This window comes from Achromobacter sp. Marseille-Q4954 (assembly GCF_943737025.1).
Lineage (GTDB): Bacteria > Pseudomonadota > Gammaproteobacteria > Burkholderiales > Burkholderiaceae_B > Achromobacter > Achromobacter bronchisepticus_A.
On record NZ_CALSFQ010000001.1, the window covers coordinates 1898486 to 1924120 of the forward strand.

26 protein-coding genes and 2 tRNA genes are annotated in these 25635 nt (G+C 66.3%); 18 read left to right on the forward strand and 10 right to left on the reverse strand.

Annotated features, from left to right (window positions below; all coding sequences use genetic code 11):
* Nucleotides 1-49 precede the first annotated feature (49 nt).
* From NGK62_RS08875 to NGK62_RS08885, 3 genes are all read left to right on the forward strand, one after another.
* The gene (locus tag NGK62_RS08875) at nucleotides 50-985 is read left to right on the forward strand and encodes a 3-hydroxyacyl-CoA dehydrogenase family protein (RefSeq protein ID WP_059378003.1); all 936 of its coding nucleotides are present in this window, start codon (nucleotides 50-52) and stop codon (nucleotides 983-985) included.
* Nucleotides 986-1164: 179 nt separating this feature from the next.
* Entirely contained in the window at nucleotides 1165-2505 is a 1341-nt protein-coding gene (locus tag NGK62_RS08880; RefSeq protein ID WP_118931682.1) for a short-chain fatty acid transporter, read from the forward strand.
* A gap of 31 nt (nucleotides 2506-2536) precedes the next feature.
* Nucleotides 2537-3265 (forward strand): SDR family NAD(P)-dependent oxidoreductase, encoded by a 729-nt coding sequence (locus NGK62_RS08885; protein WP_042796231.1) that lies wholly within the window; start codon nucleotides 2537-2539, stop codon nucleotides 3263-3265.
* Between the two features lie 47 nt (nucleotides 3266-3312).
* Here the strand turns inward: NGK62_RS08885 and NGK62_RS08890 are convergent, their stop codons facing one another.
* Nucleotides 3313-4095, reverse strand: coding sequence for an IclR family transcriptional regulator (locus NGK62_RS08890; protein ID WP_059378008.1), 783 nt, complete (start codon nucleotides 4093-4095; stop codon nucleotides 3313-3315).
* Nucleotides 4096-4240: 145 nt separating this feature from the next.
* Here NGK62_RS08890 and NGK62_RS08895 point away from each other — a divergent pair, with 145 nt between their 5' ends.
* From NGK62_RS08895 to NGK62_RS08920, 6 genes are read left to right on the forward strand one after another with little or no spacing between them, the layout of a single operon-like run.
* Nucleotides 4241-4930: a 3-oxoacid CoA-transferase subunit A gene (locus NGK62_RS08895; RefSeq protein WP_013396544.1), complete on the forward strand. Its 690-nt coding sequence runs from the start codon at nucleotides 4241-4243 to the stop codon at nucleotides 4928-4930.
* A complete protein-coding gene (locus NGK62_RS08900; protein WP_013396545.1) occupies nucleotides 4927-5571 on the forward strand; it encodes a 3-oxoacid CoA-transferase subunit B in 645 nt (214 codons plus the stop codon). The genes NGK62_RS08895 and NGK62_RS08900 overlap by 4 nt, the downstream gene beginning before the upstream one ends.
* A 57-nt stretch (nucleotides 5572-5628) precedes the next feature.
* A complete protein-coding gene (gene catC, locus NGK62_RS08905) occupies nucleotides 5629-5904 on the forward strand; it encodes a muconolactone Delta-isomerase (RefSeq protein ID WP_042796227.1) in 276 nt (91 codons plus the stop codon).
* Between the two features lie 13 nt (nucleotides 5905-5917).
* The gene (locus NGK62_RS08910) at nucleotides 5918-6214 is read left to right on the forward strand and encodes a YciI family protein (protein WP_251878058.1); all 297 of its coding nucleotides are present in this window, start codon (nucleotides 5918-5920) and stop codon (nucleotides 6212-6214) included.
* 19 nt (nucleotides 6215-6233) lie between these two features.
* Entirely contained in the window at nucleotides 6234-7013 is a 780-nt protein-coding gene (gene pcaD, locus NGK62_RS08915) for a 3-oxoadipate enol-lactonase (RefSeq protein ID WP_118931681.1), read from the forward strand.
* Nucleotides 7014-7018: 5 nt separating this feature from the next.
* Entirely contained in the window at nucleotides 7019-8059 is a 1041-nt protein-coding gene (locus NGK62_RS08920; protein ID WP_251878060.1) for a cyclase family protein, read from the forward strand.
* Nucleotides 8060-8130: 71 nt separating this feature from the next.
* Here NGK62_RS08920 and NGK62_RS08925 read toward each other — a convergent pair whose 3' ends face one another.
* The 5 genes from NGK62_RS08925 to hemA form a co-directional block, all read right to left on the reverse strand.
* Complete coding sequence (locus tag NGK62_RS08925; RefSeq protein WP_054457626.1) at nucleotides 8131-8694, reverse strand: UbiX family flavin prenyltransferase; 564 nt, start codon at nucleotides 8692-8694, stop codon at nucleotides 8131-8133.
* 7 nt (nucleotides 8695-8701) lie between these two features.
* The gene (grxD, locus tag NGK62_RS08930) at nucleotides 8702-9028 is read right to left on the reverse strand and encodes a Grx4 family monothiol glutaredoxin (RefSeq protein WP_042797530.1); all 327 of its coding nucleotides are present in this window, start codon (nucleotides 9026-9028) and stop codon (nucleotides 8702-8704) included.
* 94 nt (nucleotides 9029-9122) lie between these two features.
* Complete coding sequence (gene prmC / locus NGK62_RS08935) at nucleotides 9123-9947, reverse strand: peptide chain release factor N(5)-glutamine methyltransferase (protein WP_251878062.1); 825 nt, start codon at nucleotides 9945-9947, stop codon at nucleotides 9123-9125.
* 8 nt (nucleotides 9948-9955) lie between these two features.
* On the reverse strand, nucleotides 9956-11038 hold the full coding sequence (gene prfA / locus NGK62_RS08940; RefSeq protein WP_054457628.1) for a peptide chain release factor 1: 1083 nt from the start codon (nucleotides 11036-11038) through the stop codon (nucleotides 9956-9958).
* A 90-nt stretch (nucleotides 11039-11128) separates the two neighbouring features.
* Nucleotides 11129-12403: a glutamyl-tRNA reductase gene (gene hemA / locus NGK62_RS08945; RefSeq protein WP_059378015.1), complete on the reverse strand. Its 1275-nt coding sequence runs from the start codon at nucleotides 12401-12403 to the stop codon at nucleotides 11129-11131.
* Between the two features lie 301 nt (nucleotides 12404-12704).
* Between hemA and NGK62_RS08950 the strand changes: the two genes are divergently transcribed.
* From NGK62_RS08950 to NGK62_RS08980, 7 genes are all read left to right on the forward strand, one after another.
* A tRNA-Phe gene (locus NGK62_RS08950) sits at nucleotides 12705-12780 on the forward strand.
* Between the two features lie 169 nt (nucleotides 12781-12949).
* Nucleotides 12950-15448 (forward strand): mechanosensitive ion channel family protein, encoded by a 2499-nt coding sequence (locus tag NGK62_RS08955; protein WP_251878064.1) that lies wholly within the window; start codon nucleotides 12950-12952, stop codon nucleotides 15446-15448.
* A 35-nt stretch (nucleotides 15449-15483) separates the two neighbouring features.
* Nucleotides 15484-15559 (forward strand) — tRNA-Phe (locus NGK62_RS08960).
* A gap of 112 nt (nucleotides 15560-15671) precedes the next feature.
* A complete protein-coding gene (locus tag NGK62_RS08965; protein ID WP_251878066.1) occupies nucleotides 15672-17411 on the forward strand; it encodes an ABC transporter ATP-binding protein in 1740 nt (579 codons plus the stop codon).
* Nucleotides 17411-18220: a hypothetical protein gene (locus tag NGK62_RS08970; RefSeq protein WP_251878068.1), complete on the forward strand. Its 810-nt coding sequence runs from the start codon at nucleotides 17411-17413 to the stop codon at nucleotides 18218-18220. Before NGK62_RS08965 ends, NGK62_RS08970 begins: the two co-directional genes overlap by 1 nt.
* Before the next feature lie 135 nt (nucleotides 18221-18355).
* The gene (locus tag NGK62_RS08975) at nucleotides 18356-18751 is read left to right on the forward strand and encodes a hypothetical protein (RefSeq protein ID WP_251878070.1); all 396 of its coding nucleotides are present in this window, start codon (nucleotides 18356-18358) and stop codon (nucleotides 18749-18751) included.
* Nucleotides 18752-18879: 128 nt separating this feature from the next.
* Entirely contained in the window at nucleotides 18880-21237 is a 2358-nt protein-coding gene (locus NGK62_RS08980) for a copper-transporting P-type ATPase (protein WP_251878071.1), read from the forward strand.
* A 393-nt stretch (nucleotides 21238-21630) separates the two neighbouring features.
* Here the strand turns inward: NGK62_RS08980 and NGK62_RS08985 are convergent, their stop codons facing one another.
* From NGK62_RS08985 to NGK62_RS09000, 4 genes are all read right to left on the reverse strand, one after another.
* A complete protein-coding gene (locus NGK62_RS08985) occupies nucleotides 21631-22323 on the reverse strand; it encodes an RNA polymerase sigma factor (protein WP_251878073.1) in 693 nt (230 codons plus the stop codon).
* A gap of 21 nt (nucleotides 22324-22344) precedes the next feature.
* Complete coding sequence (locus NGK62_RS08990; RefSeq protein ID WP_240633189.1) at nucleotides 22345-22719, reverse strand: cupredoxin domain-containing protein; 375 nt, start codon at nucleotides 22717-22719, stop codon at nucleotides 22345-22347.
* A complete protein-coding gene (locus tag NGK62_RS08995) occupies nucleotides 22712-23239 on the reverse strand; it encodes a DUF4142 domain-containing protein (protein ID WP_251878076.1) in 528 nt (175 codons plus the stop codon). Before NGK62_RS08995 ends, NGK62_RS08990 begins: the two co-directional genes overlap by 8 nt.
* A gap of 116 nt (nucleotides 23240-23355) precedes the next feature.
* Nucleotides 23356-23817 carry an Lrp/AsnC family transcriptional regulator gene (locus NGK62_RS09000; protein WP_251878078.1) on the reverse strand — a complete coding sequence of 154 codons (462 nt, stop codon included), beginning with the start codon at nucleotides 23815-23817 and terminating at the stop codon, nucleotides 23356-23358.
* A gap of 194 nt (nucleotides 23818-24011) precedes the next feature.
* On the opposite strand from NGK62_RS09000, the gene NGK62_RS09005 reads away from it, so the two are divergent.
* Together NGK62_RS09005 and NGK62_RS09010 are read left to right on the forward strand one after the other, a co-directional pair.
* The gene (locus NGK62_RS09005; protein WP_118931668.1) at nucleotides 24012-24656 is read left to right on the forward strand and encodes a LysE family translocator; all 645 of its coding nucleotides are present in this window, start codon (nucleotides 24012-24014) and stop codon (nucleotides 24654-24656) included.
* 43 nt (nucleotides 24657-24699) lie between these two features.
* Nucleotides 24700-25605 (forward strand): EamA family transporter, encoded by a 906-nt coding sequence (locus NGK62_RS09010; protein WP_088143173.1) that lies wholly within the window; start codon nucleotides 24700-24702, stop codon nucleotides 25603-25605.
* Nucleotides 25606-25635 lie beyond the last annotated feature (30 nt).

Here is a 25635-nt window from a genome sequence, read left to right on the forward strand (position 1 = left end):
CGCCCGTGCCCGCCCGCAAGCCCGGCGTGTCAGCATCGAGCGAACCATCATGGATACTCCCCTCAAGAATCTCGCCATCGTCGGCGCAGGCGCCATGGGCAGCGGCATCGCCGCGCTGTTCGCCTCGAAGGGCTTGAACGTCGTCCTGATCGACCCGATGGAAGGCGCGCTGGACCGCGCGCTGCAGACCATAGACCGCCAGCTGAATGTGTACGCCCCGGGCAACGTCCAGGAAGCGATGCAGCGCATTCAAGTCGCGCCCGGGCTGGAAGCAGCCTGCAACAGCGACCTGGTGATCGAGGCCGTGCCAGAAAACCTGGAACTCAAGCGCGGCATCTTCGCCAAGCTCGATTCCCTGTGCCCCGCGCACACCCTCTTCGCCACCAACACTTCCGGCCTGTCCATCAACGCCATCGCCAGCGCGGTGGTGCGCCGCGACCGTTTCGTCGGCACCCATTTCTTCACGCCCGCGGACGTGATTCCGCTGGTGGAAGTGGTGCGCAACGACGGTACGTCTGAAGACACCGTCGCCCGGGTGATGGCCACGCTGCGCTACGCGGGCAAGCGTCCGGTGCTGGTGCGCCAGGACATCCCCGGCTTCATCGCCAACCGCATCCAGCACGCCCTGGCCCGCGAAGCCATCTCGCTGCTGGAGAAAGGCGTGGCCAGCGCCGAGGACATCGACGAAGTGGTCAAGTGGAGCCTGGGCATCCGCCTGGCCCTGTCGGGACCGCTGGAACAACGCGACATGAACGGCATCGACGTGCACTACGCGATCGCCAGCTATCTCTACAAAGACCTCGAAAACCGTACCGAACCCTCCGAACTCCTGAAGAGCAAGGTCGAAAGCGGCCAGATCGGCGCCAAGAGCGGCCAGGGCTTCTATACCTGGAGCCCCGAACGCCGCGAGCGCGTGCTGCGCGAGAAAAGCGCCGCGCTGGGCGAACTGGCTGAGTGGCTCAACGGCAAGGCCAGCGGCTCCTGACGGCCGAGCAAGCAAAGCATTCACACCATAAGGCGCGGGGCATCCCGCCACCAGCGCCAGTGGGCCACAAGCCCAACCACACAAAGAAAGCAATCGTCCCACCCGCCCCCGCCGACACCCGGCGCCGGGCGGCGCAAGACGCAAGAAAACCAGCCTGACCGGAGTTTGTAGGAAGCATCATGAATAAACTGGCTTCATTCTTTACGGAGCTGATGCGCAAGTATCTGCCCGACCCCTTCGTCTTCGCGATCGCGCTGACCCTGCTTACCGTGCTGCTGGCCATGGGCGTCGAGGGCAAGGGCATCGGCGACATCACGCGCGCCTGGGGCAACGGCTTCTGGAGCCTGCTGGCCTTCACGACCCAGATGGCCGTGATCCTGGCGATGGGCTACGTGCTGGCTACCGCGCCGCTCACCGACCGCATGCTCAACCGCATCGTCAGCCACGTGCACAAGCCGCACACCGCCATCATCGTGGCAACGCTGGTCGGCGGCATCGGCAGCTACCTGAACTGGGGCTTCGGCCTGGTCATCGGCGGCATCGTCGCCAAGAAGCTGGCCTTGAAGGTCAAGGGCGTGCACTACCCCCTGATCATCGCCGCGGCCTACAGCGGCTTCACCATGTACGGCCTGGGCCTGTCGGCCAGCATCCCCGTGCTGGTCGCCACCCCCAACCACCCCACCGCCAAGCAGATGGGCACCATCCCGCTGTCGGAGACCATTTTCTCGGTGCCGATGCTGATCACCAGCCTGGTGATCATCGTGACGCTACCGCTGCTCAATGCCTGGCTGCACCCCAAGAAGGGCGAGAAGATCGTTGAAGTGGACCCGGCCATCGACCGCGACGCCAATACGTCCAACGCCGCCGAAGACATGCTGGAAAAAGGCACCATCGCCTCCAAGCTGAACAACAGCCGCATCCTGAGCCTGCTGATCGGCGCGCTGGGCATCGCCTACGTGACCTTCCACTTCATGGACGGCGGCTCGCTGGACCTGAACCTGATCAACTTCATCATCCTGTTCCTGGGCATCATCCTGCTGGGCACGCCGGCCGCCTACGTGGCCAAGCTGACCGAAGGCATCAAGACGATCTCCGGCATCATCCTGCAATACCCCTTCTATGCCGGCATCATGGCCATCATGGCCGCCTCTGGCCTGGTCACCACGATCTCGCAAGTGTTCGTCGACGTGGCCACGCCCGAGTCGCTGCCGTTCTGGGGCCTGATCAGCTCGTTCGTCATCAACTTCTTCGCGCCGTCGGCCGGTGGCCACTGGGTCATCCAGGGTCCGTTCATGATCGACGCCGCCAAGGAAATCGGCAGCGCGCTCAACCAGACCACCATGGCCGTCATGCTGGGCAATGCCTGGAACGACCTGGTGCAGCCCTTCTGGATCCTGCCCGCGCTGGCGCTGTCCAAGCTCAAGCTGCGCGACGTGATGGGCTATACCGTCATCATGATGCTGTGGGTCGGCGTGATCCACATCACTGCGGTCCTGCTCTGGGGTTATCTCACCCACTGATCGAAGCGCTTACTTTAGGAACGGAACCGATATGAGCAAACCTACTGCGTATCTCGTGACCGGCGGCAGCGCCGGTATCGGGGCGGCGATCATCCGCATGCTGCTGGATGCGGGACACAAGGTCGTCAACATCGACTACAAGCTGCCCGAGAATCCGCCCGCGGGACTGGTGTCGTATCAGGCCGACCTGACCGACGAAGCGCGCACCAAGGAAGTCGCCCGCGAGGTGACCGAGGCCTACAACATCGTGGGCCTGGTCAACAACGCTGGCGCGACCCGCCCCGGCACGGCCGACACGGCCACGCTGGCGGATCTGGACTACGTGGTCAACCTGCATCTGCGCACCGCGCTGATCCTGGTGCAGGCGGCGCTGCCCGCCATGCGCGAAGCCGGCTTCGGCCGCATCGTGAACATGTCGTCGCGGGCCGCGCTGGGCAAGCCTGACCGCGTGGTCTATTCGGCCACCAAGGCCGGCCTGGTGGGCCTGACCCGCACGCTGGCCATGGAGCTGGGCGGCGACGGCATCACCGTCAACGCCATCGGTCCCGGCCCCATCGCCACCGACCTGTTCACCAAGAGCAACCCGGCAGGCGCGCCGCAGACCGAACGCATCATCAACAGCATCGTGGTCAAGCGCCTGGGCACGCCCGAAGACGTGGCGCGCGCCGCGATGTTCTTCCTGTCGCCGGACAACGGCTTCGTCACCGGCCAGATGCTGTACGTCTGCGGCGGCACGACGCTGGGCGTCGCGCCCATCTGAGGCCCGCCATGCGCCTGTCCGCCGCCCTCCTCCATCCCCTGCGCCGCCTAGCGGCGCAGCAGGGCGTGGTTGATCTGGTCAGCCGCGCGGCGCAAGGGCGGCAGGAACGCCGCCAGCATTTCCTCACGCGTAAAGCGGTTGGCATGGCCGCTGACGTTCATCGCGGCGATCACGCGGCCGCTGCGGTCCATGATGGGCACGGCAACCGACTGCAGCCCCGGCTCCAGCTCCTGCGCGACGCAGGCGTAGCCGTCGGCGCGCACGCCAGCCAGCACCCGCTTCAACTCCGCGATGTCGGTGATGGTGTGCGGGGTGTAGGACTGGATCTGGCTCAGCGCCAGCACCCGGTCCAGCTCCGGCTCCGTCAGGCCCGCCAGCAGCACGCGGCCCATCGACGTCACCCAGGCCGGCAGGCGGCTGCCCACGGCCAGGTTGATGGTCATGACCTTGTGCGTGGACAGGCGCAGGATGTAGACGATGTCCGCGCCTTCCAGTACCGACACGGAACACGACTCCCGCGTCTGCTCGGCCACTTCTTCCATGTACGGCAACGCCAGGTTCCACAGCGGCGTGCCGGACAGGTAGGCGTAGCCCAGCTCCAGGATGCGCGGGGTCAGCGAAAACTTGCGGTCGTCGACGGTGACATAGCCCAGGTGCTCCAGCGTCAGCAGGATGCGGCGCGCGCCGGCACGGGTCAGCCCGGTCACCGCCGCAACCTCGGACAAGGTCATCTGCGAACGGTCGGGGCCGAAGGCCCGGATCACGGACAAGCCGCGCGCGAAGGACTGCACGTAGCTGTCGCTGGGTTGCTGGGTATCTTGCTCGGCCATCCGTCTACCGCAAAAAGAGTAAATGGGGATGACGCCGCGCCGGCTCGCCTTGACGCTCGGCTCGTCCCCATGAAACGATGTTCTTCAGAAGAACGAAAGTTCTAATTAAGAACAAATTATGACACGCCACCTATGAGCAAACATCATGATTTCTAAGCTTGTTGCAAGCGCGGCGGCCGCCCTGGCGGACGTACCCGACGGCGCCACCGTCATGATCGGCGGCTTCGGCACCGCCGGCCAGCCCATGGAACTGATCGACGCCCTGCTGGAGCAGGGCGCGAAGGACCTGGTCATCATCAACAACAACGCCGGCAACGGCACCACCGGCCTGGCCGCCCTGCTGGGCGCGAACCGCGTGCGCAAGATCATCTGCTCGTTCCCGCGCCAGGTGGATTCGCAGATCTTCGACGGCCTGTACCGCAGCGGCAAGATCGAGCTGGAACTGGTGCCGCAGGGCAACCTGGCCGAGCGCATCCGCGCCGCCGGCGCCGGCATCGGCGCATTCTTCACGCCCACCGGCTACGGCACCCCGCTGGCCGACGGCAAGGAAATCCGCGAGATCAACGGCCGCCAGTATGTGCTGGAGTATCCGCTGCACGCCGACTACGCGCTCATCAAGGCCGAACGCGGCGACCGCTGGGGCAACCTGGTCTACCGCAAGACCGCCCGCAACTTCGGCCCCATCATGGCCAGCGCGGCGCGCGTGGCCGTGGCGCAGGTGCGCGAAGTGGTTGAACTGGGCGAGCTGGACCCCGAAACCGTCGTGACCCCCGGCATCTTCGTGAAACGCGTCGTGCAGATCGCAGCCACCCCGGCCGCCAAGGAGCAGCAATGAGCACCAAACTGACCCGCGACCAGATCGCCGCCCGCGTGGCGCAGGACATTCCTGAAGGCGCCTACGTGAACCTGGGCATCGGCCTGCCCACGCTCGTCGCCAACCATCTGCCGGCGGACCGCGAAGTCATCCTGCACACCGAAAACGGCATGCTGGGCATGGGCCCCGCCCCCGCCAAGGGCGAGGAAGACTACGACCTGATCAACGCCGGCAAGCAGCCCGTGACCGAACTTCCGGGCTGCTCGTTCTTCCATCACGCCGACTCGTTCGCGATGATGCGCGGCGGCCACCTGGACATCTGCGTGCTGGGCGCCTTCCAGGTGTCGCAGCACGGCGACCTGGCCAACTGGCATACGGGTGCGCCCGACGCGATTCCCGCCGTGGGCGGCGCGATGGACCTGGCGATCGGCGCCAAGGACGTCTTCGTGATGATGGAACTGCAAACCCGCGAAGGCCAGAGCAAGCTGGTCGAGGCCTGCACCTATCCGCTGACCGGCGTGCGCTGCGTGTCTCGCGTGTACACCGACGTGGCGGTATTCGACATCCGCGCCGACGGCGTGACCGTCATCGACATGTTCGGCGACACCACCGCCGACGAGCTGCTGCGCCTGACCGGCCTGCCACTGAAGTTTTCCCGCTGAGTTTTCATGATCCCGCGCTCCGGCTCCGCCGGAGCGGCATTCCTGGAGAGAGTCATCATGTTGTTCATGGTTCAAATGCAAGTCAATCTTCCCGTCGACATGCCCGCCGAGCGCGCCGACAAACTGAAGGCCGACGAAAAGGCCCTGGCGCAGCAGCTGCAACGCGACGGCAAATGGAAGAACCTGTGGCGCGTGGCCGGCCGCTACGCCAACGTCAGCATCTTCGACGTCGAAAGCAACGACGAACTGCACACGCTACTGTCCTCGCTGCCGCTGTTCCCGTACATGGACATCAACGTCACGGCGCTGGCGCGCCACCCCTCGGCAATCTGACCAGGAGCGGCTGATGCCCTACATCATCGAAACCTTCGACAAGCCCGGCCACCAGGCAGTGCGCCAGCAGCATCGCGCCGCGCACCTGGAATACCTGGACGCCAACAAGCAGCTGCTGCTGGCCTGCGGCGCCAAGCTGCAGGACGACGGCAAGGACGCCGGCGGCGGCCTATATATCGTGGCCCTGGAAACGCGCGAAGCCGCGCAGCAGTTCATCGACGCCGACCCGTTCTCCCAGGCCGACCTGTTCGAGCGCGTGACCATCACGCGCTGGCGCAAGGCCTACGTCGACGGCGTCTGCCATCTGTAATCGCAAGGAATAAACCCGCATGTCTTACGCCGATCTCAGCCAGGCACGGCTGTACTACGTCATCGATGGCCCCGCCGACGCGCCGGTGCTCGTGCTCTCCAACTCGCTGGGCACCTGCTCCGACATGTGGGCCCGCCAGATTCCCGAACTCAGCAAGCACTTCCGCGTGCTGCGCTACGACACCCGCGGCCACGGCAAGTCGTCGATCCCCGAAGGCGAATACAGCTTCGAACAACTGGGCAACGACGTCGCCGAGCTGCTGGCGCACCTGAACATCAAGCGCGCGCACTTCTGCGGCCTGTCGATGGGCGGCCCCACCGGCCTGTGGCTGGCGCTCGCGCGTCCCGAACTGCTGGACAAGCTGATCCTGTGCAACACCGCCGCGCGCATCGGCTCGGCCGAAGGCTGGAGCGCCCGCATCGCCGCGGTCGCCGAGCAGACCCTGGAAAAGATGGCGCCCACGCTGGTCGAACGCTGGCTCACCGACAGCTACCGCGCGGCCGAGCCGGGCCTGACCCAGGTGCTGATCGACATGCTGCGCCGCACGCCGGACGCCGGCTACTCGGGCAACTGCGCCGCGCTGCGCGACGCCGATTTCCGCGAACAGGTGGCCTCGATCAAGGCGCCCACGCTGGTCATCAGCAGCACGCACGACCTGGCCGCCACCCCGGCCCAGGGCCGCGAACTGGCCGCAGCCATTCCCGGCGCGCGTTACTTCGAAATGAACACCTCCCATATCTCGAACTGGGAACAACCGGAAGTCTTCACCCGCACGGTCGTCGACTTCCTGAAGGGGTAAGCGGCATGCAGCGCTGGAAAAACCGGCCGGAAGGCTCCAACTGGGGCGACTTCGGACCCGACGACCAACTCGGCCGCCTGAACCTCATCACCGAAGAACAGGTCTTGAAGGGCGCACGCGAGATCCGCGCCGGCAAGACCTTCTGCCTGTCGCTGCCGCTGGACCTGCCCGGCGGCAACGTGCTCAACCCGCGGCGCCATCCGCCGCAGTTGAGCCCCACGCGCCTGGCGGACACGCCGTACTTGAACTTCCCGCTGCGCAACGTCAACCCGGACGCGGTGGACGTGCTGAGCGATGACCAGGTGCTGCTGTCGATGCAGTATTCGACGCAATGGGACGCGCTGGCCCACGTGGGCGCCCTGTTCGACGCCGACGGCGACGGCAAGCCCGAACTGCGCTACTACAACGGCTACCAGGCTGGCGTGGACGTCATCGGTCCGGCTGATGGCGACCATACCGGCTGCGGCTGCAACAGCGGCGGCCCGTCGGCGGCGCTGAAGCTGGGCGTGGAAAACCTGGCGCAGAAGGGCATGCAGGGCCGCGGCGTGCTGGTGGACCTGTTGCGCCACTACGGCCCCGGCCGCACGCTGATCGGCCACGCCGAACTGATGCATGTGCTGGCGACGGACGGCATCAGCGTCGAAGCCGGCGACATGCTGGTGCTGCGCACCGGCTACGCCGAAGCGGTGGTCGCCATGAACGGCAAGCCCGACGCCGAAACGCTGCACACCTACGGCGCCGCGCTGGACGGCACCGACCAGGCGCTGCTGCAATGGATCACGGACAGCGGCATCGCCGCCATCTGCGCCGACAACTACGCCGTGGAAGCCTACCCCGCGCGCGAGCAGACTGGCCCGCGCGCCATGCTGCCGCTGCATCACCATTGCCTGTTCAAGCTGGGATTGCCGCTGGCGGAACTCTGGTACCTGAAGGACCTGGCGGACTGGCTGCACGCCAACGGCCGCCACCACTTCATGCTGACCGCTCCGCCCCTGCGCCTGCCGCATGCCATTGGATCGCCGGTCACGCCGATCGCAACGGTGTAGTCGTCCGCGACCAAGCGCCAGCGCGCAAATGAAAAGAGCTCCAGACTGGAGCTCTTTTCATGCAGCAACCGCTACTTCATGCCTTCCCAATGCGGTCCGGGCACGATGATATCGAACAGTTCCAGCACCCGCGCCACGGTGTGGTCCACCATCTCTTCGATGGAGGCGGGCCGGTGATAGAACGCGGGCAGCGGCGGAAACACGATGCCGCCCATTTCGGTGACGGCCGTCATGTTGCGCAGATGCGCCAGATTGAACGGCGTCTCGCGCACCATCATCACCAGGCGCCGGCGTTCCTTGAGGGTGACGTCGGCAGCGCGGGTAATCAGGTTATCCGACAGGCCATGGGCCACCGCCGCCAGCGTGCGCATGGAGCACGGCACGATCACCATGCCGGCCGTCTGGAACGCGCCGCTGGCCAGCGTGGCGCCCACGTCGCGCACGCTGTGCACGTGGTCGGCCAGGGCATAGACATCGTGGCGGCTGACGTCCAGCTCGTGCTTGATGTTCAGCACGCCCGAGGCCGACACCACCAGATGCGTTTCGACATCGTCCACGCCGCGCAATGCCTGCAGCATGCGCACGGCGTACAGGGAGCCCGTGGCGCCCGTGATGCCGATGACCAATCGCCGCATGGGCTGATCAGGCCGTTGCGCCGGACTGGTCCAGCAGCGTCTTCAGTTCGCCGGACTCGTTCATCTCGTTCATGATGTCCGAGCCGCCGATGAATTCACCGGCCACGTACAGCTGCGGAATCGTGGGCCAGTTGGAGAATTCCTTGATGCCCTGGCGGACTTCGTCGTCCTCCAGCACATTGACGGTGACCAGCTTCTTCACGCCACAGCCCTTCAGGATCTGAATGGCCTTGCCGGAAAAGCCGCATTGCGGGAACTGGGCGGTGCCCTTCATGAACAGCACGACGGGGTGCTGGGTCACGGTTTCGCGGATGAATTCTTGAACGTCGCTCATGGTGGTCTCTTGGACAGGCATAACGGAATACGCCAATTATAGGTACAGCAGGAAAATCCGCCCGGATACCCCGGGCGTCCCGCCGGGAATGCGGTCAGGCGGACTGGCGCCCCCCGGAAATACGCTCGATGCCGGCCAGGTCCTGGCGGCTGTGCACGTCCTGGAATCCAGCCGCGGCCAGCAGGTCCCGCACGGCCTGCGCCTGGTCCCAACCGTGCTCCAGCCACAGGGAGCCGCCCCGTTTCAGGTGGCGGCCGGCGCCCTGGACGATGCGGGCCAGGTCTTCCAGCCCGCCCGCGCCGTCGGTCAGCGCGCCGCGCGGCTCGAAACGCACGTCGCCCTGGTCCAGGTGCGGGTCGTCGCAGGCCACGTAGGGCGGATTGGACACGATCAGGTCGAAGCCCTCCCCGGCCGGCACGGCCTCGTACCAACTGCCTTCGACCAGGCGCACGGAGGCGGCCAGGTCCCAGGCGTTGCCGGCGGCGACCGCCAGCGCGGCCGCGCTGACGTCGGACGCCATCACCCGGGCGTCGCGGCGCGCCAGCGCAATCGAAATGGCGATCGCGCCGCTGCCGGTGCCCAGATCCAGCACCGCGGGCGCGGCCAGGCCGGCCAGGCATTCCAGCGCGGTCTCCACCAGCACCTCGGTGTCCGGGCGCGGAATCAGCACGTCCGGGGTCACGCGGAAGCGGTGGCCCATGAATTCGCGGTGGCCCAGCAGATAGGCCATGGGTTCCCCGGCCAGGCGCCGCTGGGCCAGGGCCTCGTAGGCCGCGGCCGTTTCGGGCAGCAAGGGATCGGTATCGTGCGCCAGCAGCCAGGCGCGCGGCTTGGCCAGCACGTGCTCCAGCAGCATGCGCACCTCCAGGCGGGGCAGGCGGGTGTCGAGCAGCAGGCTTTTCAGCTGGGGCGGCGTCATGGCCGGTCTCAGATGTCGTCGCCCAGGGCCGCCAGCTGCTCGGCCTGGTGTTCGGAGATCAAGGCGCCGGTCAGCTCTTCCAGGTCGCCTTCCATGATCTGCTGCAGCTTGTACAGCGTCAGGTTGATGCGGTGGTCGGTCACGCGGCCTTGCGGGAAGTTGTAGGTGCGGATGCGCTCGGAGCGGTCGCCCGAACCGATCAGGCTCTTGCGTTCGGCGGCCTCCTTGCTCTGCCGTTCGCGGGTTTCCTTGTCCTTCAGGCGAGCGGCCAGCACCTGCATGGCCTTGTCCTTGTTGCGGTGCTGCGAGCGGTCGTCCTGGCATTCCACCACCAGCCCGGTCGGCAGGTGGGTGATGCGCACGGCCGAATCGGTCTTGTTGATGTGCTGGCCGCCCGCGCCGCTGGCGCGGAAAGTGTCGATGCGCAAATCGCTGGGATTGATGACGATTTCGGACATCTCGTCCGCTTCGGCCATGATGGCCACCGTGCAGGCCGAGGTATGGATGCGGCCCTGCGCCTCGGTGGCTGGCACGCGCTGCACGCGGTGCGCGCCGGACTCGAACTTGAGGCGGCCATAGGCGCCGTCGCCGTCGATGCGCGCGATCACTTCCTTGTAGCCGCCGAGCTCAGAGGCGCTTTCAGACATCAGCTCCACGCGCCAGCCGCGCTGCTCCGCGTAGCGCGTGTACATGCGCAGCAGGTCGCCCGAGAACAGCGCGCTTTCGTCGCCGCCCGTGCCGGCGCGGATTTCCAGGAACACGCTGCGTCCATCGTTGGGATCGCGCGGCAGCAGCAGCAACTGCAATGCGCCTTCCAGCTCCTCGAGCTTGACGCGGCCGGACTTGATCTCGTCCTCGGCCATGGATTTCAGGTCCGGGTCGGACAGCATTTCTTGCGCCGCGGCCAGATCATCCTCGGTGCGGGCAAAGGCGGTGAACGCCTCGACCACGGGCTCCAGTTCCGCGCGTTCACGCGAGAGCTTGCGGAAACGGTCCATGTCGGACGCGGTTTCCGGTTCGGCGAGCAATGCGTCGACCTCAATGAGGCGGTGGCACAGGTGCTCCAGCCGGCTGCGCATGGAAGATTTCATGGGGAATGACCAAAAAGAAAAGCGGGAAAGCGGATAGCGGGCGCCCAAAAGACGAACGCCCGCCAGGAGGCGGGACGTGGGGCAGAGTCGCTAACGGCGGGAGTCGCGGCCGGGGAACAGGCGCGGCATCCAGGCAAGCAGCTGCTTGCGGTCCTCGCCTTCGCTGCGGTTCAGGGCCGCCAGCGGGCCGTGCAGGTACTTCTGCGTCAAGCCGTGGGCCAGTTGTTCCAACACGGCTTCCGGCGATTCGCCCCGCGCCAGCAGGCGGCGGGCGCGTTCCAGCTCGGCGCTGCGCACGTCTTCGGCGGCCTGGTGCAGGTCGCGGATGACGGGCACCACTTCGCGGGACTGCATCCAGTGCATGAAGCCCTGGACGCGGGTTTCGATGATGGCTTCGGCCTGCACCACGGCCGCGCGGCGCGCGTCGGTGCCGGTCTGCACCAGGCGGCCCAGGTCGTCCACCGAATACAGGTAGACGTCGTCCAGGCGGCCGACCTCGGGTTCGATGTCGCGCGGCACGGCCAGGTCGATCATGACCATGGGGCGGTGGCGGCGCAGGCGCGTGGCCCGCTCCACCATCCCCAAACCGAGGATGGGCAGGGAGCTTGCCGTACAGGAGACGATGACGTCGAACTCGGACAGGCGGTCCGTCAGGTCCGACAGCTTCATGGTGCTGGCCGCAAAGCGGTTGGCCAGGACCTCAGCGCGTTCGGCCGTGCGGTTGGCCACCACCATGCTGCGCGGACGCTGCGCGGCGAAGTGCGTGGCGCACAATTCGATCATTTCGCCCGCGCCGATGAACAGCGTGCGGGCCTGGTCCAGGTTGCCGAACACACGCTCGGCCAGACGCACCGCGGCCGCGGCCATGGATACCGACTGCGCGCCGATGGCGGTTTGCGACCGCACTTCCTTGGCCACCGAGAAGGTGCGCTGGAACATCTGGTGCAGCAAGGTGCCCAGCGACCCGGCTTCGCCGGCCGCGCGCACGGCGTCCTTCATCTGGCCCACGATCTGGGTTTCGCCCAGCACCATGGAGTCCAGGCCGCTGGCCACGCGGAAGGCGTGGCGCACGGCGTCGTCCTGATGATGGCGGTAGAGATGCGGGCGCAGCGTGCCGGCGTCCAGGCGGTTGTAGTCAGCCAGCCAGGCCGGCAGCTGATCGGCCACGTGGCCGTCGGCAGCGCAATAGATTTCGGTGCGGTTACAGGTGGACAGGATGGCGGCTTCGCGGACCGAGCCGCCGAACGCCGAACGCAGGCCTTCCAGCGCGGGCTTCACCAGATCGACGGGCATGGAAACGCGTTCGCGGACCGAAACCGGCGCGGACGTGTGATTCAGACCGAAGGCAAGGACAGCTACCGACATGTGGGAAGGATGGCCGGGCCATCCGCGCGTAAGCGTTAAGTACTGCCACTAAGAACGAGGCGCCGCACCGGGGATATACAAACCTGGATGCAGCGTCAGACCGCTAATCATTATACCCCTGCGGGTAATCCCCAGGCCATTTCACCCCCGGGCCGCGACCCTGGGTCGCACCTTTCGTGCCGTCCGCCCAACAATTCGGCCCTTGATTCAGGCGACGCCCCGGCAGGGCGGCGAAATATCCAGGGATTTTCTCCCCGACTGGCGCAAGCCTCAAAAATTGTGTATAGTTGCGGACTTCGTTGGCCTGGTAGCTCAGTCGGTAGAGCAGAGGATTGAAAATCCTTGTGTCGGTGGTTCGATTCCGCCCCAGGCCACCAGAATTATTGGAAAGGGCCCCGAATCTTCGGGTTCCTTCCCAAAAAAAGCCCAGCCCTTACCGGCTGGGCTTTTTGCTTTCCGGACGCCCCTTTCCCTCAAGCGCGCTTCCGCGATATCGTAAGACGCCATTTTTCGTAGCCCGCCGCATCCATCCACCGGAGCCGCGACATGCGCGCCCAAGCAACGGCAAGAGCAAAAGCGCTTTTCGGTCTGATTGCACTGCTGGCCAGCCTGCTCGGCCCCGCCTACGCCCAGGGCACCGCGACGGAGCCGGCCCGCCCCGTCCCGGCTTCCACGCAGGCCCACGCGATCCTGGTGGCAGAGATCCCGCTGCGCGCGGACACCGATCACCGCTATGCCGAAAGCGTCATGGAGCGCATCACGGGGGCCGACCCCACCGACTCGCTGGCGCCGCGCCTGGAATCGATTTCCCGGTCCGTGGACGAAAAGCTCCAGCAGTTCCAGCCGGCTCAATTGCGCACCCTGCCCATCATGCGGCTGGAAAGCCTGGAGCGGCACTGGATGTTCGATGCGAGGCGTTTCGCCGACTGGCAGGCGGACATGCGCCAGGCGACCGCCGCCTACGCCAGCGATGCCGCCGAGCTGGCGCGCCGCCGCGAAGCATGGCAAGTGCTCAAGGGCGCGCCCGGCGCCGCCGATCTGCCGCCTGCCCTGACCGCGCGGATGGATTCAGTCATCGCGCAACTGGCCCGGGCCGAACAAGCCTTGTCGGTGCCGCTGAGCCGCCAGATCGCGCTGGGCCAGCGCGCCAACTCCGTCGAAGAACGCATCCAGGCCGGACAGCGCTCGGTAGCGGACGCCATCAGCTACATCGACGCCCGCCTGCTCGAACTGGACGGACCGCCGCTGTGGGCCGCCACCTTCACGCCCACCGCCCGCAGCGATGCAAGGGCCTATCTGCGCAGCGGCCTGGACATGGAAATGCGCTTCGCCCGTCAATACGCGGCGGCCGATACCGGCAACCAACTTGCCCTGCACGTGCTGCAAGTGGTGCTGCTGCCCCTGCTGCTGTGGCTGGCCTGGCACAGCCGCCACGCCATCCGGGCCGGCGAAATGAGCGAGACAGCCGCGCGAGTGCTTGGGCGCCCGCTGTCAGCCTGGCTGCTGCTAGCCATGATGGGCGTGCAACTGCTGGAGTCGGACGCGCCACTGATCGTGCTGCAGATCGCCCTGCTGCTGGCGGTCGTCCCCGTGCTGCGCCTGCTGCCGCCAACCGCGCGCGAGCAACTCGACCTGTGGCCCTACGCCATCACCGGGCTGTATCTGGCGGAGCGGCTGGGCATCTTCTTCCTGGCCAGCGAAACGCTGTACCGGCTGCACAACCTCGTCATCACCCTGCTGGCCCTGGCCACGGCGCTGTGGCTGCATGCCCGGGCCAAGCGCCGCGGCAGCGCGGCCCAGGCGCCCGGCCGGCTGCACCAGGCCGTGCGCATCGGCGCCTGGGCCGCGGTGGCGCTGCTGGCCATTGCCGGCATCGCCAACCTCGTCGGCAACCTGTCGATGGCCGAGATGCTGACCAGCGCCGTCATCAGCAGCGGCTATTTCGGCCTGATGCTCTACGCCGGGGTCACCATCATCGTCACCCTGCTGCAACTGATGCTGGCGCGGCCCGGGGTGTCGCGCTTTCGCATCGCGCGCGAGCATGCTCCGCCTCTGGTGCAATTGCTGATCCGCCTGGTGATGGCCAGCGCGGTCGCGGGCTGGGCCATCTACACGATGGACCGCTTCCGCATCCTGCGCGCCACCTACGCCTTCACCACGAAGGTGCTTTCGTACACGCTGGCGCTCGGCGACATCACCATCAGCCTGGGCAACATCCTGGTGTTCGCGATCTCGGTGCTGATCGCGTTCTGGGCCGCGCGCGCGATCCGCCTGGTACTGCACGACGAAGTGCTGGCCCGCATGCCGCTGCCGCGCGGCGTGGGCAACAGCATCGCCTCGCTGACCTACTACTCGGTGCTGCTGCTGGGCCTGGCGGTGGCGCTGTCGGCCGCCGGCGTCAGGACCAGCCAATTGGCCCTGGTGCTCGGCGCCCTGGGCGTGGGCATCGGCTTCGGCCTGCAGAACGTGGTCAACAACTTCGTGTCGGGCCTCATCCTGATGTTCGAGCGCCCGATCCAGCCCGGCGACGTGGTGGAAATCGGCGAAACCTCCGGCCAGGTGCGCGAGATCGGCATGCGCGCCACCCGCATCCGGACCTTCGAGGGCGCCGACGTGGTGGTCCCGAACGGCACCCTGCTGTCGGAGAAGCTGACCAACTGGACCATGCTGGACCGCAACCGCCGCATCGAAATCAACCTTGGCCTGGCCTACGGCACGGACCCCGCGCAGGCCATCGAACTGCTGGGCTCGGTGGCACGCGGCACGCTGGGCGTCTCCACCCAGCCGGCGCCCATCGCGCTCTTCATGGGCTTTGGCGCAAGCTCCCTGGATTTCAGCGTCCGCGCCTGGACGCCGGACTTCGACCAATGGATGTCCATCCGCAGCGACATGCTGTCGCGGATGTACGAGGCGCTGACGCGGGCCGGCATCGAGATCCCCTATCCGCAGACCGATCTGCACCTGCGCAGCATTTCCCCGGAAGCCGGCGCCGTCCTAGCGCAAGCCCGCCGCGCGGCGCCGGATGGCGGGCCGCCGCCCACATGACGCGGATATTGTGTATAGTGGCGGACTTTCGCGTTGGCCTGGTAGCTCAGTCGGTAGAGCAGAGGATTGAAAATCCTTGTGTCGGTGGTTCGATTCCGCCCCAGGCCACCAATGAATTCAAGCACTTGGCCCCGCCTTTGGCGGGGCTTTTTGCTTTGGGGCGCGGCGGCGCATGTCGGATAGCATAGTCATGCCGTGCCATCCCTGACTTCCCCCCTACGCGATGAAGCCTGACTCCACCTCCCCCTCTTCCTCCATCGGCATGGGCCGCGCGGCGCTCGTGCTGTATCGCGCGCTCTGGCACTACGCCGAAGGCGCCCGGCGGCAGCTGATGGGCGCCATCGCGCTGCTGTCCGGCGCACAACTGGTCAAGCTGACCCTGCCCTGGCTGGCCTCGCACGCCATCAATGCCTTGCAGCAGAACGACATGCCCACCGCCGGCCTGTGGATCCTGTTCCTGGTCGGCAGCTACATGATGTCCTGGGTGTTCCACGGGCCGGGACGCGTCCTGGAAGGCAATGTGGGCGTGCATGTCCGCGAACGGCAGGCCGACGATCTCTATGCCCGCATCGCCGCCGCCCCGCTGACCTGGCGCGACGGCCGCCACTCCGGCGATCTGCAACACCGCGTGCTGCAATCCAGCCGCGCCTTGTCGACGTTCGCCCGCAGCATGTACGGCTACCTGCACAGCGCCTTGAATTTCATCGGCCCGCTGGTGGCGCTGACCTTGCTGTCCCACGTCAGCGGCATCATCGCCGTAAGCGGCTACCTGATCATCGCCCTGGTCACCTTGCGCTTCGACCTCGCGCTGATGCGGCTGGCCCGCGACGAAAACGACCAGGAACGCCGCTACGTCGCGGCGCTGCTCGATTTCGTCAGCAATGCCGGCACTGTAATCGGCCTGCGGCTGCAAGCCGCCTCGCGCAAGATCCTGGGCCGCCGCCTGCAGGCGGTCATGAAGCCCTTGCGCCGCGCCCTGTGGGTCAACGAAGTGAAATGGTGCGTGGTGGACCTGGCGGGCATGTGTCTTACCTGGATCCTCGTCGTGGAGTATGTGCTGCGGCACCGCGAACCCGGGCAGGCGCTATTGCTGGGCACCATCTTCATGATCTATCAATACGCCCAACAGGCCGCGTCCGTGGTCAGCGCCATCGCTTCCAACTTCCAGAGCTTTGCGCGCATGCACACCGACTACAGCAGCGCCGAACCCATCTGGCAGGCGCCTGGCAACCCCAATGCCGCCGTCCCCGCGGTCCAAGCCGACGCGCCATGGCAGACCCTGGAGTTGCGCGGCGCGACCTGGCGCTATTCGGATGAAGGCCGCGGCGGCCTGCATGGCGTCGACCTGGTGCTGCGGCGCGGTTCGCGCGTCGCGCTGATCGGCGCCAGCGGCGGCGGCAAGAGCACCCTGCTGCGCACCCTTGCCGGACTCTATCCGCCGCAGCAGGGCGAGCTGCTGCTCGACGGCAAGCCGGTGGACTGGGCCGAACTGCGCACGTTGGCCACGCTGATTCCGCAGGAAGCCGAAGTCTTCGAAGCCAGCGTGCAGGAAAATCTCACCTTCGGCGAACCTGCCGAAGCGGCCGCGCTGCAAGCCGCCGTGCACACCGGCGTGTTCGACGAAGTGCTGCAACGCATGCCCGACGGCCTGGCCAGTCCGATGAATGAACGGGGCAGCAACCTGTCCGGCGGGCAACGCCAACGCCTGGCCCTGTCGCGCGGGGCGCTGGCCGCGCACGGCAGTTCCCTGCTGCTGCTGGACGAGCCCACCAGCGCGCTCGACCCGCAAGCCGAAGGCCGGGTGTTCGACCGCATGTACGCCGCGTTCCCCACGGCTTGCATCGTGGCCTCGGTGCACCGGCCCAGCCTGCTCAACCGCTTCGACACCATCGTGGTGATGGACGCGGGGCGCGTGGTCGATGCGGGACCGCGCGACGAAGTGCTGGCCCGGCATCATCCTTGATGGGCGACAACGGCCGCCTGGGACCAATACACTCACCATCCATGACACAGCCGCCCACCCTCCATACCGCGCAGCGCCCTCCCCGCCGAAAGCGGACCAGCCTGCTCGTCTACGTCTGCCTGATCATCAGCCTGGTGTTTGTCTACCTGGGCACGGAAATGATCCGAGACGGCGCCGAGGCGGGCATTCCCGTCACGCTGTTCTTCGGCATCTGCGCGGCGACCGGTGTTCTACAGATATGGCCGCAACTGCTGCAGCGCGACTCGCGCTCGGCCGCAACGATGCTGGTGCGGTATCCAGGCCCCCTGGAGCTCAAGGCAGCGAAAGGCAAGCTGCTGGTGTTCTCCCTGCTGTCGGCGGGCTTCGGCGGCGTGATCCTGTGGATGCTGCTGCACGAATCGCTGCCGCCGCTGAAGCAATTGATCCTGTGGCCGGGCGCCGCGTTCTTTCTGTTTGGCGCAGTCATGCTGCTGGTTCGCGCCGCCAAGAACGGCACCAGCCTGCGCCTGGGCCGCGATGGCTTCGAAACACAACAGGTATGGAACGGCAGGACGATACGCTGGCAAGACACCAGCGAGTTCAGCGTGATCAACGTCAGCCGCGCGGTGTCCAAGCTCATTGTTTTCGACGACGCGGCGGTCGAGCGGGCGGGCACGATGGGGCTCAACCGGCATTTCGTCGGCCGCAATTCCAGCCTGGGTGAGACTTACGGGCTGACCCACGAAGCGTTGGCCGAACTGCTCAATGCGTGGCGCAAGCGCGCGCTGGAGCAGGATGCGATTTTTACGCGGTGGCCTGATAACCAATGACCGGCGCATCGTGTCGGATGTACGCCCACCTGTGCCGCAACATTACAGAAAAGTAATCCCCACGTAACCTCCCCGCCCCCGTCAGCCCCCCACACTGGGGTCCATGCACTTCCAGACCACAGAAAGGAGCTGAACATGAAGACCCTGACCACCTTTTTCAGCGCATGCGCGTTGAGCCTGGGCTTGATCGGCGCGGCCCACGCGCAGGCCGCGGGCGGCGAGCATTCCACGCATCAGGCCACTCCCGCCGCGGCGAGCGAGCCGGCCTCGAAGCCGCAAATGGCGCCGGGCGGCGGCATGATGAAGAACATGGAGGCGCACATGCAGGCCATGAATGGCATGCATCAGAAAATGGCTGCGGCCCAGACGCCGGAAGAGCGCCAGGCCTTGATGGCCGACCACATGAAGTCCATGCCCGCCAATGGCGCCCGCATGCAGGGCTGCCAAGAGATGATGGGATCGATGATGAACCCGGCGGGCGATGCGCCGTCGGCGGCGGAACCCGCAACTTCCCCGGCGGCCAAGGGCTGACCGCCATGAGTCATCGCTGCGGCCGGCCCCGCAGCGATACCACTGCGGCAAGTCTGTTGCGCCGCAGGCGTCCGGCCTGGGCATAATAGGCGCACGAAGGATCACACCGGCACTCGAAAGGGATGGGTATGAATCACTCTCGTCACGGCGACGCTGCATCGAAGGACGGCACGCTCTATGTGTGCCCCATGCACCCGGAAATCCGCCAGGACCACCCGGGACGCTGCCCCAAGTGCCAGATGCATCTGGTGCCAGAAGGACAGGTACAGGATCAGGCTGCGCATGCACACGGCGACCATGAAGCGCACCAGCATCACGGCCCCGACCACGGTAGCCGCCACGCAGGCCACGACGCCGCCGCCCAGCCTGCCGCGCCCCCCGAGATCCCCCCCGGCACCATCTACACCTGCCCCATGCACCCGGAGATCCGCCAGGATCACCCCGGAAACTGCCCCAAATGCGGCATGACGCTGGAGCCGCTCATCCCGTTGGACGAGGAAGACAACAGCGAACTCAAGGATTTCCAGCGCCGTTTCTGGTGGACGCTGCCCCTGACCCTCATCGTGGCCGTCATGGCCATGCTCGGCCATCGCCTGGGCTGGTTCGACATGGCGACCCAGAGCTGGCTGGAGTTGGCGCTGTCCCTGCCGGTGGTGTTTTGGACGGGCTGGCCGTTCTTCGTGCGCGGCTGGCAATCCCTGGTGCATCGCAGCCCGAACATGTGGACGCTGATCAGCCTGGGCACGGCGGCCGCGTTCATCTACAGCGTGGTCGCCACGCTGGCGCCTGGCGTGTTCCCGGATTCCTTTGTCTCGATGGGCCGCGTGGCTGTGTACTTCGAGGCCGCCGTGGTCATCATCTCGCTGACCATGCTGGGACAGATCCTGGAACTGAAGGCGCGTTCGCAAACGTCCGCCGCGATCAAGGCCCTGCTCGGCCTGGCGCCCAAGACGGCGCGGCGCATCAACGCCGACGGCAGCGAGGAAGACGTGCCGCTGAATCACGTGCACGTGGGCGACCTGCTGCGCGTGCGCCCCGGCGAGAAAATCCCGGTGGACGGCGTCGTCACCGAGGGCCGCAGCGCCGTGGACGAGTCCATGCTTACCGGCGAGCCCGTACCCGTCAGCAAGCGCGAAGGCGACAAGCTGATCGGCGCCACGCTCAACACCAGCGGCACCCTGGTGATGCGGTCAGAAAAGGTCGGCGCGGCCACCATGCTGGCGCAAATCGTGCAGATGGTCGCCAACGCCCAGCGTTCCAAGGCGCCCATGCAGCGCATGGCGGACGTGGTGGCGGGCAAATTCGTCATTGGCGTGGTGCTGGTGGCGATCTCCACGCTGCTGGTATGGGGCTTTTTCGGGCCGGAGCCCAGCTGGGTGTATGGCCTGATCAACGCAGTCGCGGTGCTCATCATTGCCTGCCCCTGCGCGCTGGGACTGGCGACACCCATGTCGGTCATGGTGGCCACGGGCCGCGGCGCCGCACAGGGCGTGCTGTTCCGCGACGCCGGCGCCATCGAAAAGATGCGCGAGGTGGACACGCTGATCGTGGACAAGACCGGCACCCTGACCGAAGGCAAACCCGCCTTCGACACCGCGGTCGCCGCGCCCGGATACACGCGCGACGAGGTGCTGCGCCTGGCCGCCAGCCTGGACCAGGGCAGCGAACATCCGCTGGCCGACGCCATCGTCAGCGCGGCGCGCGCGCAGGGCCTGACGCTGGCCAAGGCCGAGGACTTCGACTCCGGCAGCGGCATCGGCGTGCGCGGCATGGTGGAAGGCAAGCGCCTGGCGCTGGGCAACACCGCCCTGATGGAACAGGAAGGCGTGCAGGTCGACGCGCTGCGCGCTGACGGCGAACGCCTGCGCGGCGAAGGCGCCAGCATCATGCACCTGGCCGTGGACGGCCAGTTCGCCGGGATCCTGGCCGTGACCGACCCGATCAAGCCCAGCACGCATGAGGCCATCCAGAACCTGCACGGCAGCGGTCTGCGCATCGTGATGGCGACAGGCGACGGCCTGACCACCGCCCGCGCCGTCGGCGCCGCGCTGCGCATCGACGAGGTGCACGGCGAGGTCAAGCCGGCCGACAAGCTGGCGCTGGTGGAAAAGCTGCAACAGGACGGCCATGTGGTGGCGATGGCGGGCGATGGCATCAACGACGCGCCGGCACTGGCGCGCGCCGACGTGGGCGTGGCCATGGGCACGGGCACCGATGTGGCAATGAACAGCGGCCAGGTGACGCTGGTCAAGGGCGACCTGCGCGGCATCGCCGCCTCGCGCCAGATCTCCATCGACACCGTGCGCAACATGCGGCAGAACCTGATGTTCGCCTTCGTCTACAACGGCATCGGCGTGCCGATAGCGGCGGGTGTGCTGTATCCGTTCACGGGCTGGCTGCTGTCACCGATGATTGCGGCGCTGGCGATGAGCCTGAGTTCGGCTTCGGTGATATTCAATGCGTTGAGGTTGCGGGGCGAAAAATAAACGCCCCATACTGCATGGACGTCCATTACTTGGGGTAGTACGAACGGCCACGTCAATGCGCTCGCACTGGCCAAACTCGATTCATCGCAGAAATGAGAAACCCGCCCTGGCAGCACTGTGCCTGCGCTCGTGCACTGGCCTGAAGTGTGGCGGGTGTTGTTAAGCGCAGTATACCCAGAGGCTCGGTAATGGAAACGCCCGTTCTTGCACTATAAGACTGACACACAGACCATTGCTTCGTCGATTGCATGCGCTTCTCTCTTCGTTGCGGATTCCTGCAATTCTGGCGCTGCATCGACAATGCACACAACGGCGTATGGGACATTTCCAGCCAATAAGATGCCTCCGCTCAGATGCTTTTGTTCCTGTAAGTAGGTACATATCAACATTTACCTAGTTTTTGGAACACTCGCCCAACCGCGCCAGCGTCCCCGCCACCACCCTGTCGCAATCATCCCCATCGAACTCAAACAAACTTTTCTCCACCACCCCCACATCCCGCGCCAGCGCTTCGCGCAGCAGCGCATTGGCGCGGAAGTGGCGGCTGCGGACGGTGGCCTCGGGGATGCCCAGGCAATGCGCCGTTTCCTCGACGGAAAGCTCCTCGACCGAGCGCAGCACGAACACGGTCCGGAACGAGACCGGCAAGGCGTCCAGCCGCGCTTCGAGCAGGCCCCTGAGCTCGGCTCGAGCAGCGGCATGGTAAGGCGGGTTGAAGTCGTTGATGGTCATCGCATCAACCTCTTTCTCTATGTCGTCGGCGATGGGCAACAGCGCCTCGCGCCGGCTGTGCTTGCGCAGCCGGCCGTAGCATTCGTTGAGCAAGAGCCGCGTCAGCCAGGTGAACAGCGTCGATTCGCCGCGGAACGCGGCCATGTTCCGGTATGCCGCCAGGTAGGCTTCCTGCAAGGCATCCTCGGCGTCGGCGTCGTTGCGCAGGGTGGCTCGCGCCAGGCGGTAGAGCCGCCGGTTGTGCCGCCGCATCATCAATTCGAACGCGGTCTGCTCGCCCGCCACGATGCGATGCGCGAGCGCCAGGTCTTCATCTTCGGCCAGCGGTGCCGCCAGCGCCGCAAGTGCAGTCATGGGTCTGACCTCCGCCATGCGTCATTGCGCAATCAACGTGCCCTGCATCGTCGGATGGAACAGGCAGACATAAGCGCTGCTGCCCGCCTCCCGCACAGTGTAGGTCCATGAGGCGCCGGCTGCGATAACCCCTGAGTCGAACGCCTTGGATACCGCGGAGGCGGTATGCGGGACCAGGTCCTTGTTGATCCAAGTAACCTTTTCGCCCGGCTTCAGCGTCAGCGTCGCAGGCGTGAACTGCATCCCTTCGATGGTCACCACATGTTCGGCCTGCTGAGTGGCGGGCGGGATCTGTTGGGCGGTGGCCAAGCCGCCCGCCAGCAACAGGCCCGCAGCCAGCGCGGCCAGACTTGCGCGTCCGGACCCGCGCGCGCCGGGGATCGTTCTTTCAGCCACCGTTGAGCCTCTTTTGCAGGGATTTGGCATGCTCCAGGTGCGCGATGAACGCGGGCCGCACCTTGACCAGCAAGGCCTTCAACTCCGCGTTGGCCGCGCCCGGAATCAGGGTCGTATCCAACGCCTGGATCACGGCCTCGTGATAGGCCACCTCGTGATCCACATAAGCCTTGTCGAACGCGGCGCCGCTCATGCCCTTGAGCGCGGCGAGGTTCTTGTCGCCGCCTTGCTGCAGGTTGTCGCTGGTCGGATTGGGTTCGGGCGTGACCTTCAGCTTTTGCACCAGTTCGCCGGCCGACTGGTTGACGGCGCCATGGTCGGTCACCATCAACGCGGCGAACTCGCGCACATCCTTGTTGCCGGTCTTGTCCTGCGCCAGTTTGCCGGCGTCGATGTCGACCTGGTTGGCAACCACGACTATGGCCGCGATCTGCGGATCCGTCGGCCCGTTGCCATGGGCAAACACGCCGCAGCTCACCAGGGCCAGCGCATGGAACCATCTTGCTTGAATCGCTTTCATCTCATCCCCCAAACCATGAATGCAGGCGCGGCCGGAATGGCCAGGAACCTTGCCTGCTTATGGGGTTGGATGTCGCGAAAACGCGCCGCGTTCCGGCGCGGACTGCACGGGGGGAATCAGCCCACCGGCACCGCCATGCCGTACTTGGCGCGGTTCAGCACCACCAGCGTGGAAAAGCGCTTGACGTTGGGGTTGCCCCAGAAATTGCGCTGGGCGAAGGTCTCGTATTCGGCCATGTCGCGCATGGTGATGGTCAGGACGAAGTCCACCTCGCCCGTCACCGACAGGCACTGCATGATTTCCGGCGCGGACTGCATGGCGCGCTTGAACTGGTCGAGCTTGTCGGCGCGTTCGCTTTCCAGCGTCACCAGCACGACCATCATGATGCCGCGGCCCACGGCGCCCGGATCGACCACGGAAACGTCCCCCAGCACCACCTTGGATTCGCGCAGCCGCTTCATGCGGCGCAGGCAGGACACCGGCGACAGGTTCACGCGCTGCGCGACTTCCTGGCTGGTGCGCTGGTTGTCTTCCTGCAGGCTTTGCAGGATCTGAAGGTCAAAATCGTCTAGTTCCATAAGGGTCTCGGAACGGCTGGAAACGGGCTGGAAAGGGCTCGCCAACAGATTCTAAGCCCGGCCGCGCCGGAATCCGGCCCCATTTTGACGGGAAACTTCATTTCCGCGTCCCGCGATGCAGGAATTATTCAGCAGGCTTGCTTACACTGGGAGCCCTCTGCCCGCGCCGCGGGTACGTCCGTCCCCCCCGTATCATGCCGTCACTCCAGCTTTTCCTGCTGTTCCTCGCTGCCGACGCGGCGCTCAAACTCACGCCCGGCCCCGATATGGCGCTGACCCTTTCCCGGGGCATGACGCAGGGGTTCCGGCCCGCTTTCCATAGCGTCCTGGGCAACGTCGCCGCCGGATTCATCCAGGTGCCGGCGGTGGTGCTGGGCCTCGCCTCGGTGCTGCAGGCGTTCCCGTCGCTGTTCATGGGGATCAAGGCGGCCGGCGGCATGTACCTGGGCTACCTGGGCGTCAAGGCCATCGTCCGCTGCGCGCGCTCGGCCGACGTGTCGCTGGCCGCGCGCCCCGGGGATGCGCGCGACGCCTTCTGGCAGGGCTTCACGACCAATCTGCTGAATCCCAAGGTGCTGTTGTTCATGATCGCCTTCCTGCCGCAGTTCACCACGCCGGACAATGGGCCGGTGTGGATCCAGATGCTGGTGCTGGGCGTGACGATGAAAGTCTTGAGCCTGCCCTACGGCAGTTTCTTCGCCTACGGCGCTTCGCGCATCCGCGGCTGGGTGGGGCGCAATCCCTGGTTCCTGCGCATGCAGCAAGGCCTGCTGGGCGCCGTCATGCTCGGCCTGGCGCTGTATGTGCTTTACTCCACCGCCGCAAATCTGACGCCCTGAGCCGTCCGCCGTCCTGTACGTATCCAGCCTTTCCGCCATTGCCATGACCGCCGCAACCCTGAACACCGGACGCAACGCGTCGTCCTCCACCCTGCTCCCCATCCTGTCGTTGATCGGCGCGATGGCCTCGCTATGCGTTGGCACGTCGTTCGCCAAGTCGCTCTTCCCGATGGTGGGCGCGCAGGGCACCACCGCCTACCGCATCGCCATCGGCGCGCTGATACTGGTGGCGATCTGGCGCCCGTGGCGCTTTCCGCTGACGCGCCAGGCCGCGGCCAAGATCGCGCTGTACGGCGTGACGCTGGCCTGCATGAACCTGCTGTTCTACATGGCCTTGCGCACGCTGCCGCTGGGCGTGGCCATCGCCATCGAATTCATCGGCCCGCTGACCCTGGCGGTGGCGCTGTCGCGGCGCGCCATCGACTTCGTCTGGATCGGCTGCGCCATCGCCGGGCTGGTGCTGCTGATTCCCACTGGGCAATCGGTGCATGACCTGGATCCCGTCGGCATCGCCTTTGCGCTGGGCGCGGCGGTGTGCTGGGCGCTCTACATCATCTTCGGCAAGATGGCCGGCAACGTGCATGGCGGACAGGCCACCTCGCTGGGACTGACCGCGGCAACGCTGGTGGCGCTACCCATAGGCGCTGCGCACGCCGGCACGGCCCTGCTGGACCCGACCCTGATCCTGGCCGGCATCGCGGTGGGCGTGCTGTCCAGCGCCTTGCCCTATTCGCTGGAAATGGTGGCGCTGCGCCGCCTGCCGCAGAAGACCTTCGGCGTGCTGCTCAGCATGGAACCCGCCATGGGCGCGCTGGCTGGCGTGATCGTGTTGAACGAGCAACTGTCGCAGACGCAATGGCTGGCCATCTGCGGGATCATCGTCGCTTCCGCAGGCTGCGCGGCGACCGCCCGGCGGCAAAATACCGCCCCCACGCCCGCGCCGGACTGAGCGCGGACGCGCGCCGCCGCCGCGGCCAAG

What these genes read in the sequence shown, in the direction of transcription:
- NGK62_RS08955 (WP_251878064.1), top strand. Translation starts at nt 12,950, where the DNA reads ATGCGCGCCCAAGCAACGGCAAGAGCAAAAGCGCTTTTCGGTCTGATT.
- NGK62_RS08975 (WP_251878070.1), top strand. Translation starts at nt 18,356, where the DNA reads ATGAAGACCCTGACCACCTTTTTCAGCGCATGCGCGTTGAGCCTGGGC.
- NGK62_RS09010 (WP_088143173.1), top strand. Translation starts at nt 24,700, where the DNA reads ATGACCGCCGCAACCCTGAACACCGGACGCAACGCGTCGTCCTCCACC.
- NGK62_RS08895 (WP_013396544.1), top strand. Translation starts at nt 4,241, where the DNA reads ATGATTTCTAAGCTTGTTGCAAGCGCGGCGGCCGCCCTGGCGGACGTA.
- NGK62_RS09000 (WP_251878078.1), bottom strand. Translation starts at nt 23,817, where the DNA reads ATGGAACTAGACGATTTTGACCTTCAGATCCTGCAAAGCCTGCAGGAA.
- NGK62_RS08995 (WP_251878076.1), bottom strand. Translation starts at nt 23,239, where the DNA reads ATGAAAGCGATTCAAGCAAGATGGTTCCATGCGCTGGCCCTGGTGAGC.
- NGK62_RS08910 (WP_251878058.1), top strand. Translation starts at nt 5,918, where the DNA reads ATGCCCTACATCATCGAAACCTTCGACAAGCCCGGCCACCAGGCAGTG.
- pcaD (WP_118931681.1), top strand. Translation starts at nt 6,234, where the DNA reads ATGTCTTACGCCGATCTCAGCCAGGCACGGCTGTACTACGTCATCGAT.
- NGK62_RS08920 (WP_251878060.1), top strand. Translation starts at nt 7,019, where the DNA reads ATGCAGCGCTGGAAAAACCGGCCGGAAGGCTCCAACTGGGGCGACTTC.
- catC (WP_042796227.1), top strand. Translation starts at nt 5,629, where the DNA reads ATGTTGTTCATGGTTCAAATGCAAGTCAATCTTCCCGTCGACATGCCC.
- NGK62_RS08965 (WP_251878066.1), top strand. Translation starts at nt 15,672, where the DNA reads ATGAAGCCTGACTCCACCTCCCCCTCTTCCTCCATCGGCATGGGCCGC.
- NGK62_RS08885 (WP_042796231.1), top strand. Translation starts at nt 2,537, where the DNA reads ATGAGCAAACCTACTGCGTATCTCGTGACCGGCGGCAGCGCCGGTATC.
- NGK62_RS08875 (WP_059378003.1), top strand. Translation starts at nt 50, where the DNA reads ATGGATACTCCCCTCAAGAATCTCGCCATCGTCGGCGCAGGCGCCATG.
- NGK62_RS09005 (WP_118931668.1), top strand. Translation starts at nt 24,012, where the DNA reads ATGCCGTCACTCCAGCTTTTCCTGCTGTTCCTCGCTGCCGACGCGGCG.
- NGK62_RS08880 (WP_118931682.1), top strand. Translation starts at nt 1,165, where the DNA reads ATGAATAAACTGGCTTCATTCTTTACGGAGCTGATGCGCAAGTATCTG.
- grxD (WP_042797530.1), bottom strand. Translation starts at nt 9,028, where the DNA reads ATGAGCGACGTTCAAGAATTCATCCGCGAAACCGTGACCCAGCACCCC.
- hemA (WP_059378015.1), bottom strand. Translation starts at nt 12,403, where the DNA reads ATGTCGGTAGCTGTCCTTGCCTTCGGTCTGAATCACACGTCCGCGCCG.
- prmC (WP_251878062.1), bottom strand. Translation starts at nt 9,947, where the DNA reads ATGACGCCGCCCCAGCTGAAAAGCCTGCTGCTCGACACCCGCCTGCCC.
- NGK62_RS08980 (WP_251878071.1), top strand. Translation starts at nt 18,880, where the DNA reads ATGAATCACTCTCGTCACGGCGACGCTGCATCGAAGGACGGCACGCTC.
- NGK62_RS08900 (WP_013396545.1), top strand. Translation starts at nt 4,927, where the DNA reads ATGAGCACCAAACTGACCCGCGACCAGATCGCCGCCCGCGTGGCGCAG.
- prfA (WP_054457628.1), bottom strand. Translation starts at nt 11,038, where the DNA reads ATGAAATCTTCCATGCGCAGCCGGCTGGAGCACCTGTGCCACCGCCTC.
- NGK62_RS08970 (WP_251878068.1), top strand. Translation starts at nt 17,411, where the DNA reads ATGGGCGACAACGGCCGCCTGGGACCAATACACTCACCATCCATGACA.
- NGK62_RS08890 (WP_059378008.1), bottom strand. Translation starts at nt 4,095, where the DNA reads ATGGCCGAGCAAGATACCCAGCAACCCAGCGACAGCTACGTGCAGTCC.
- NGK62_RS08985 (WP_251878073.1), bottom strand. Translation starts at nt 22,323, where the DNA reads ATGACTGCACTTGCGGCGCTGGCGGCACCGCTGGCCGAAGATGAAGAC.
- NGK62_RS08925 (WP_054457626.1), bottom strand. Translation starts at nt 8,694, where the DNA reads ATGCGGCGATTGGTCATCGGCATCACGGGCGCCACGGGCTCCCTGTAC.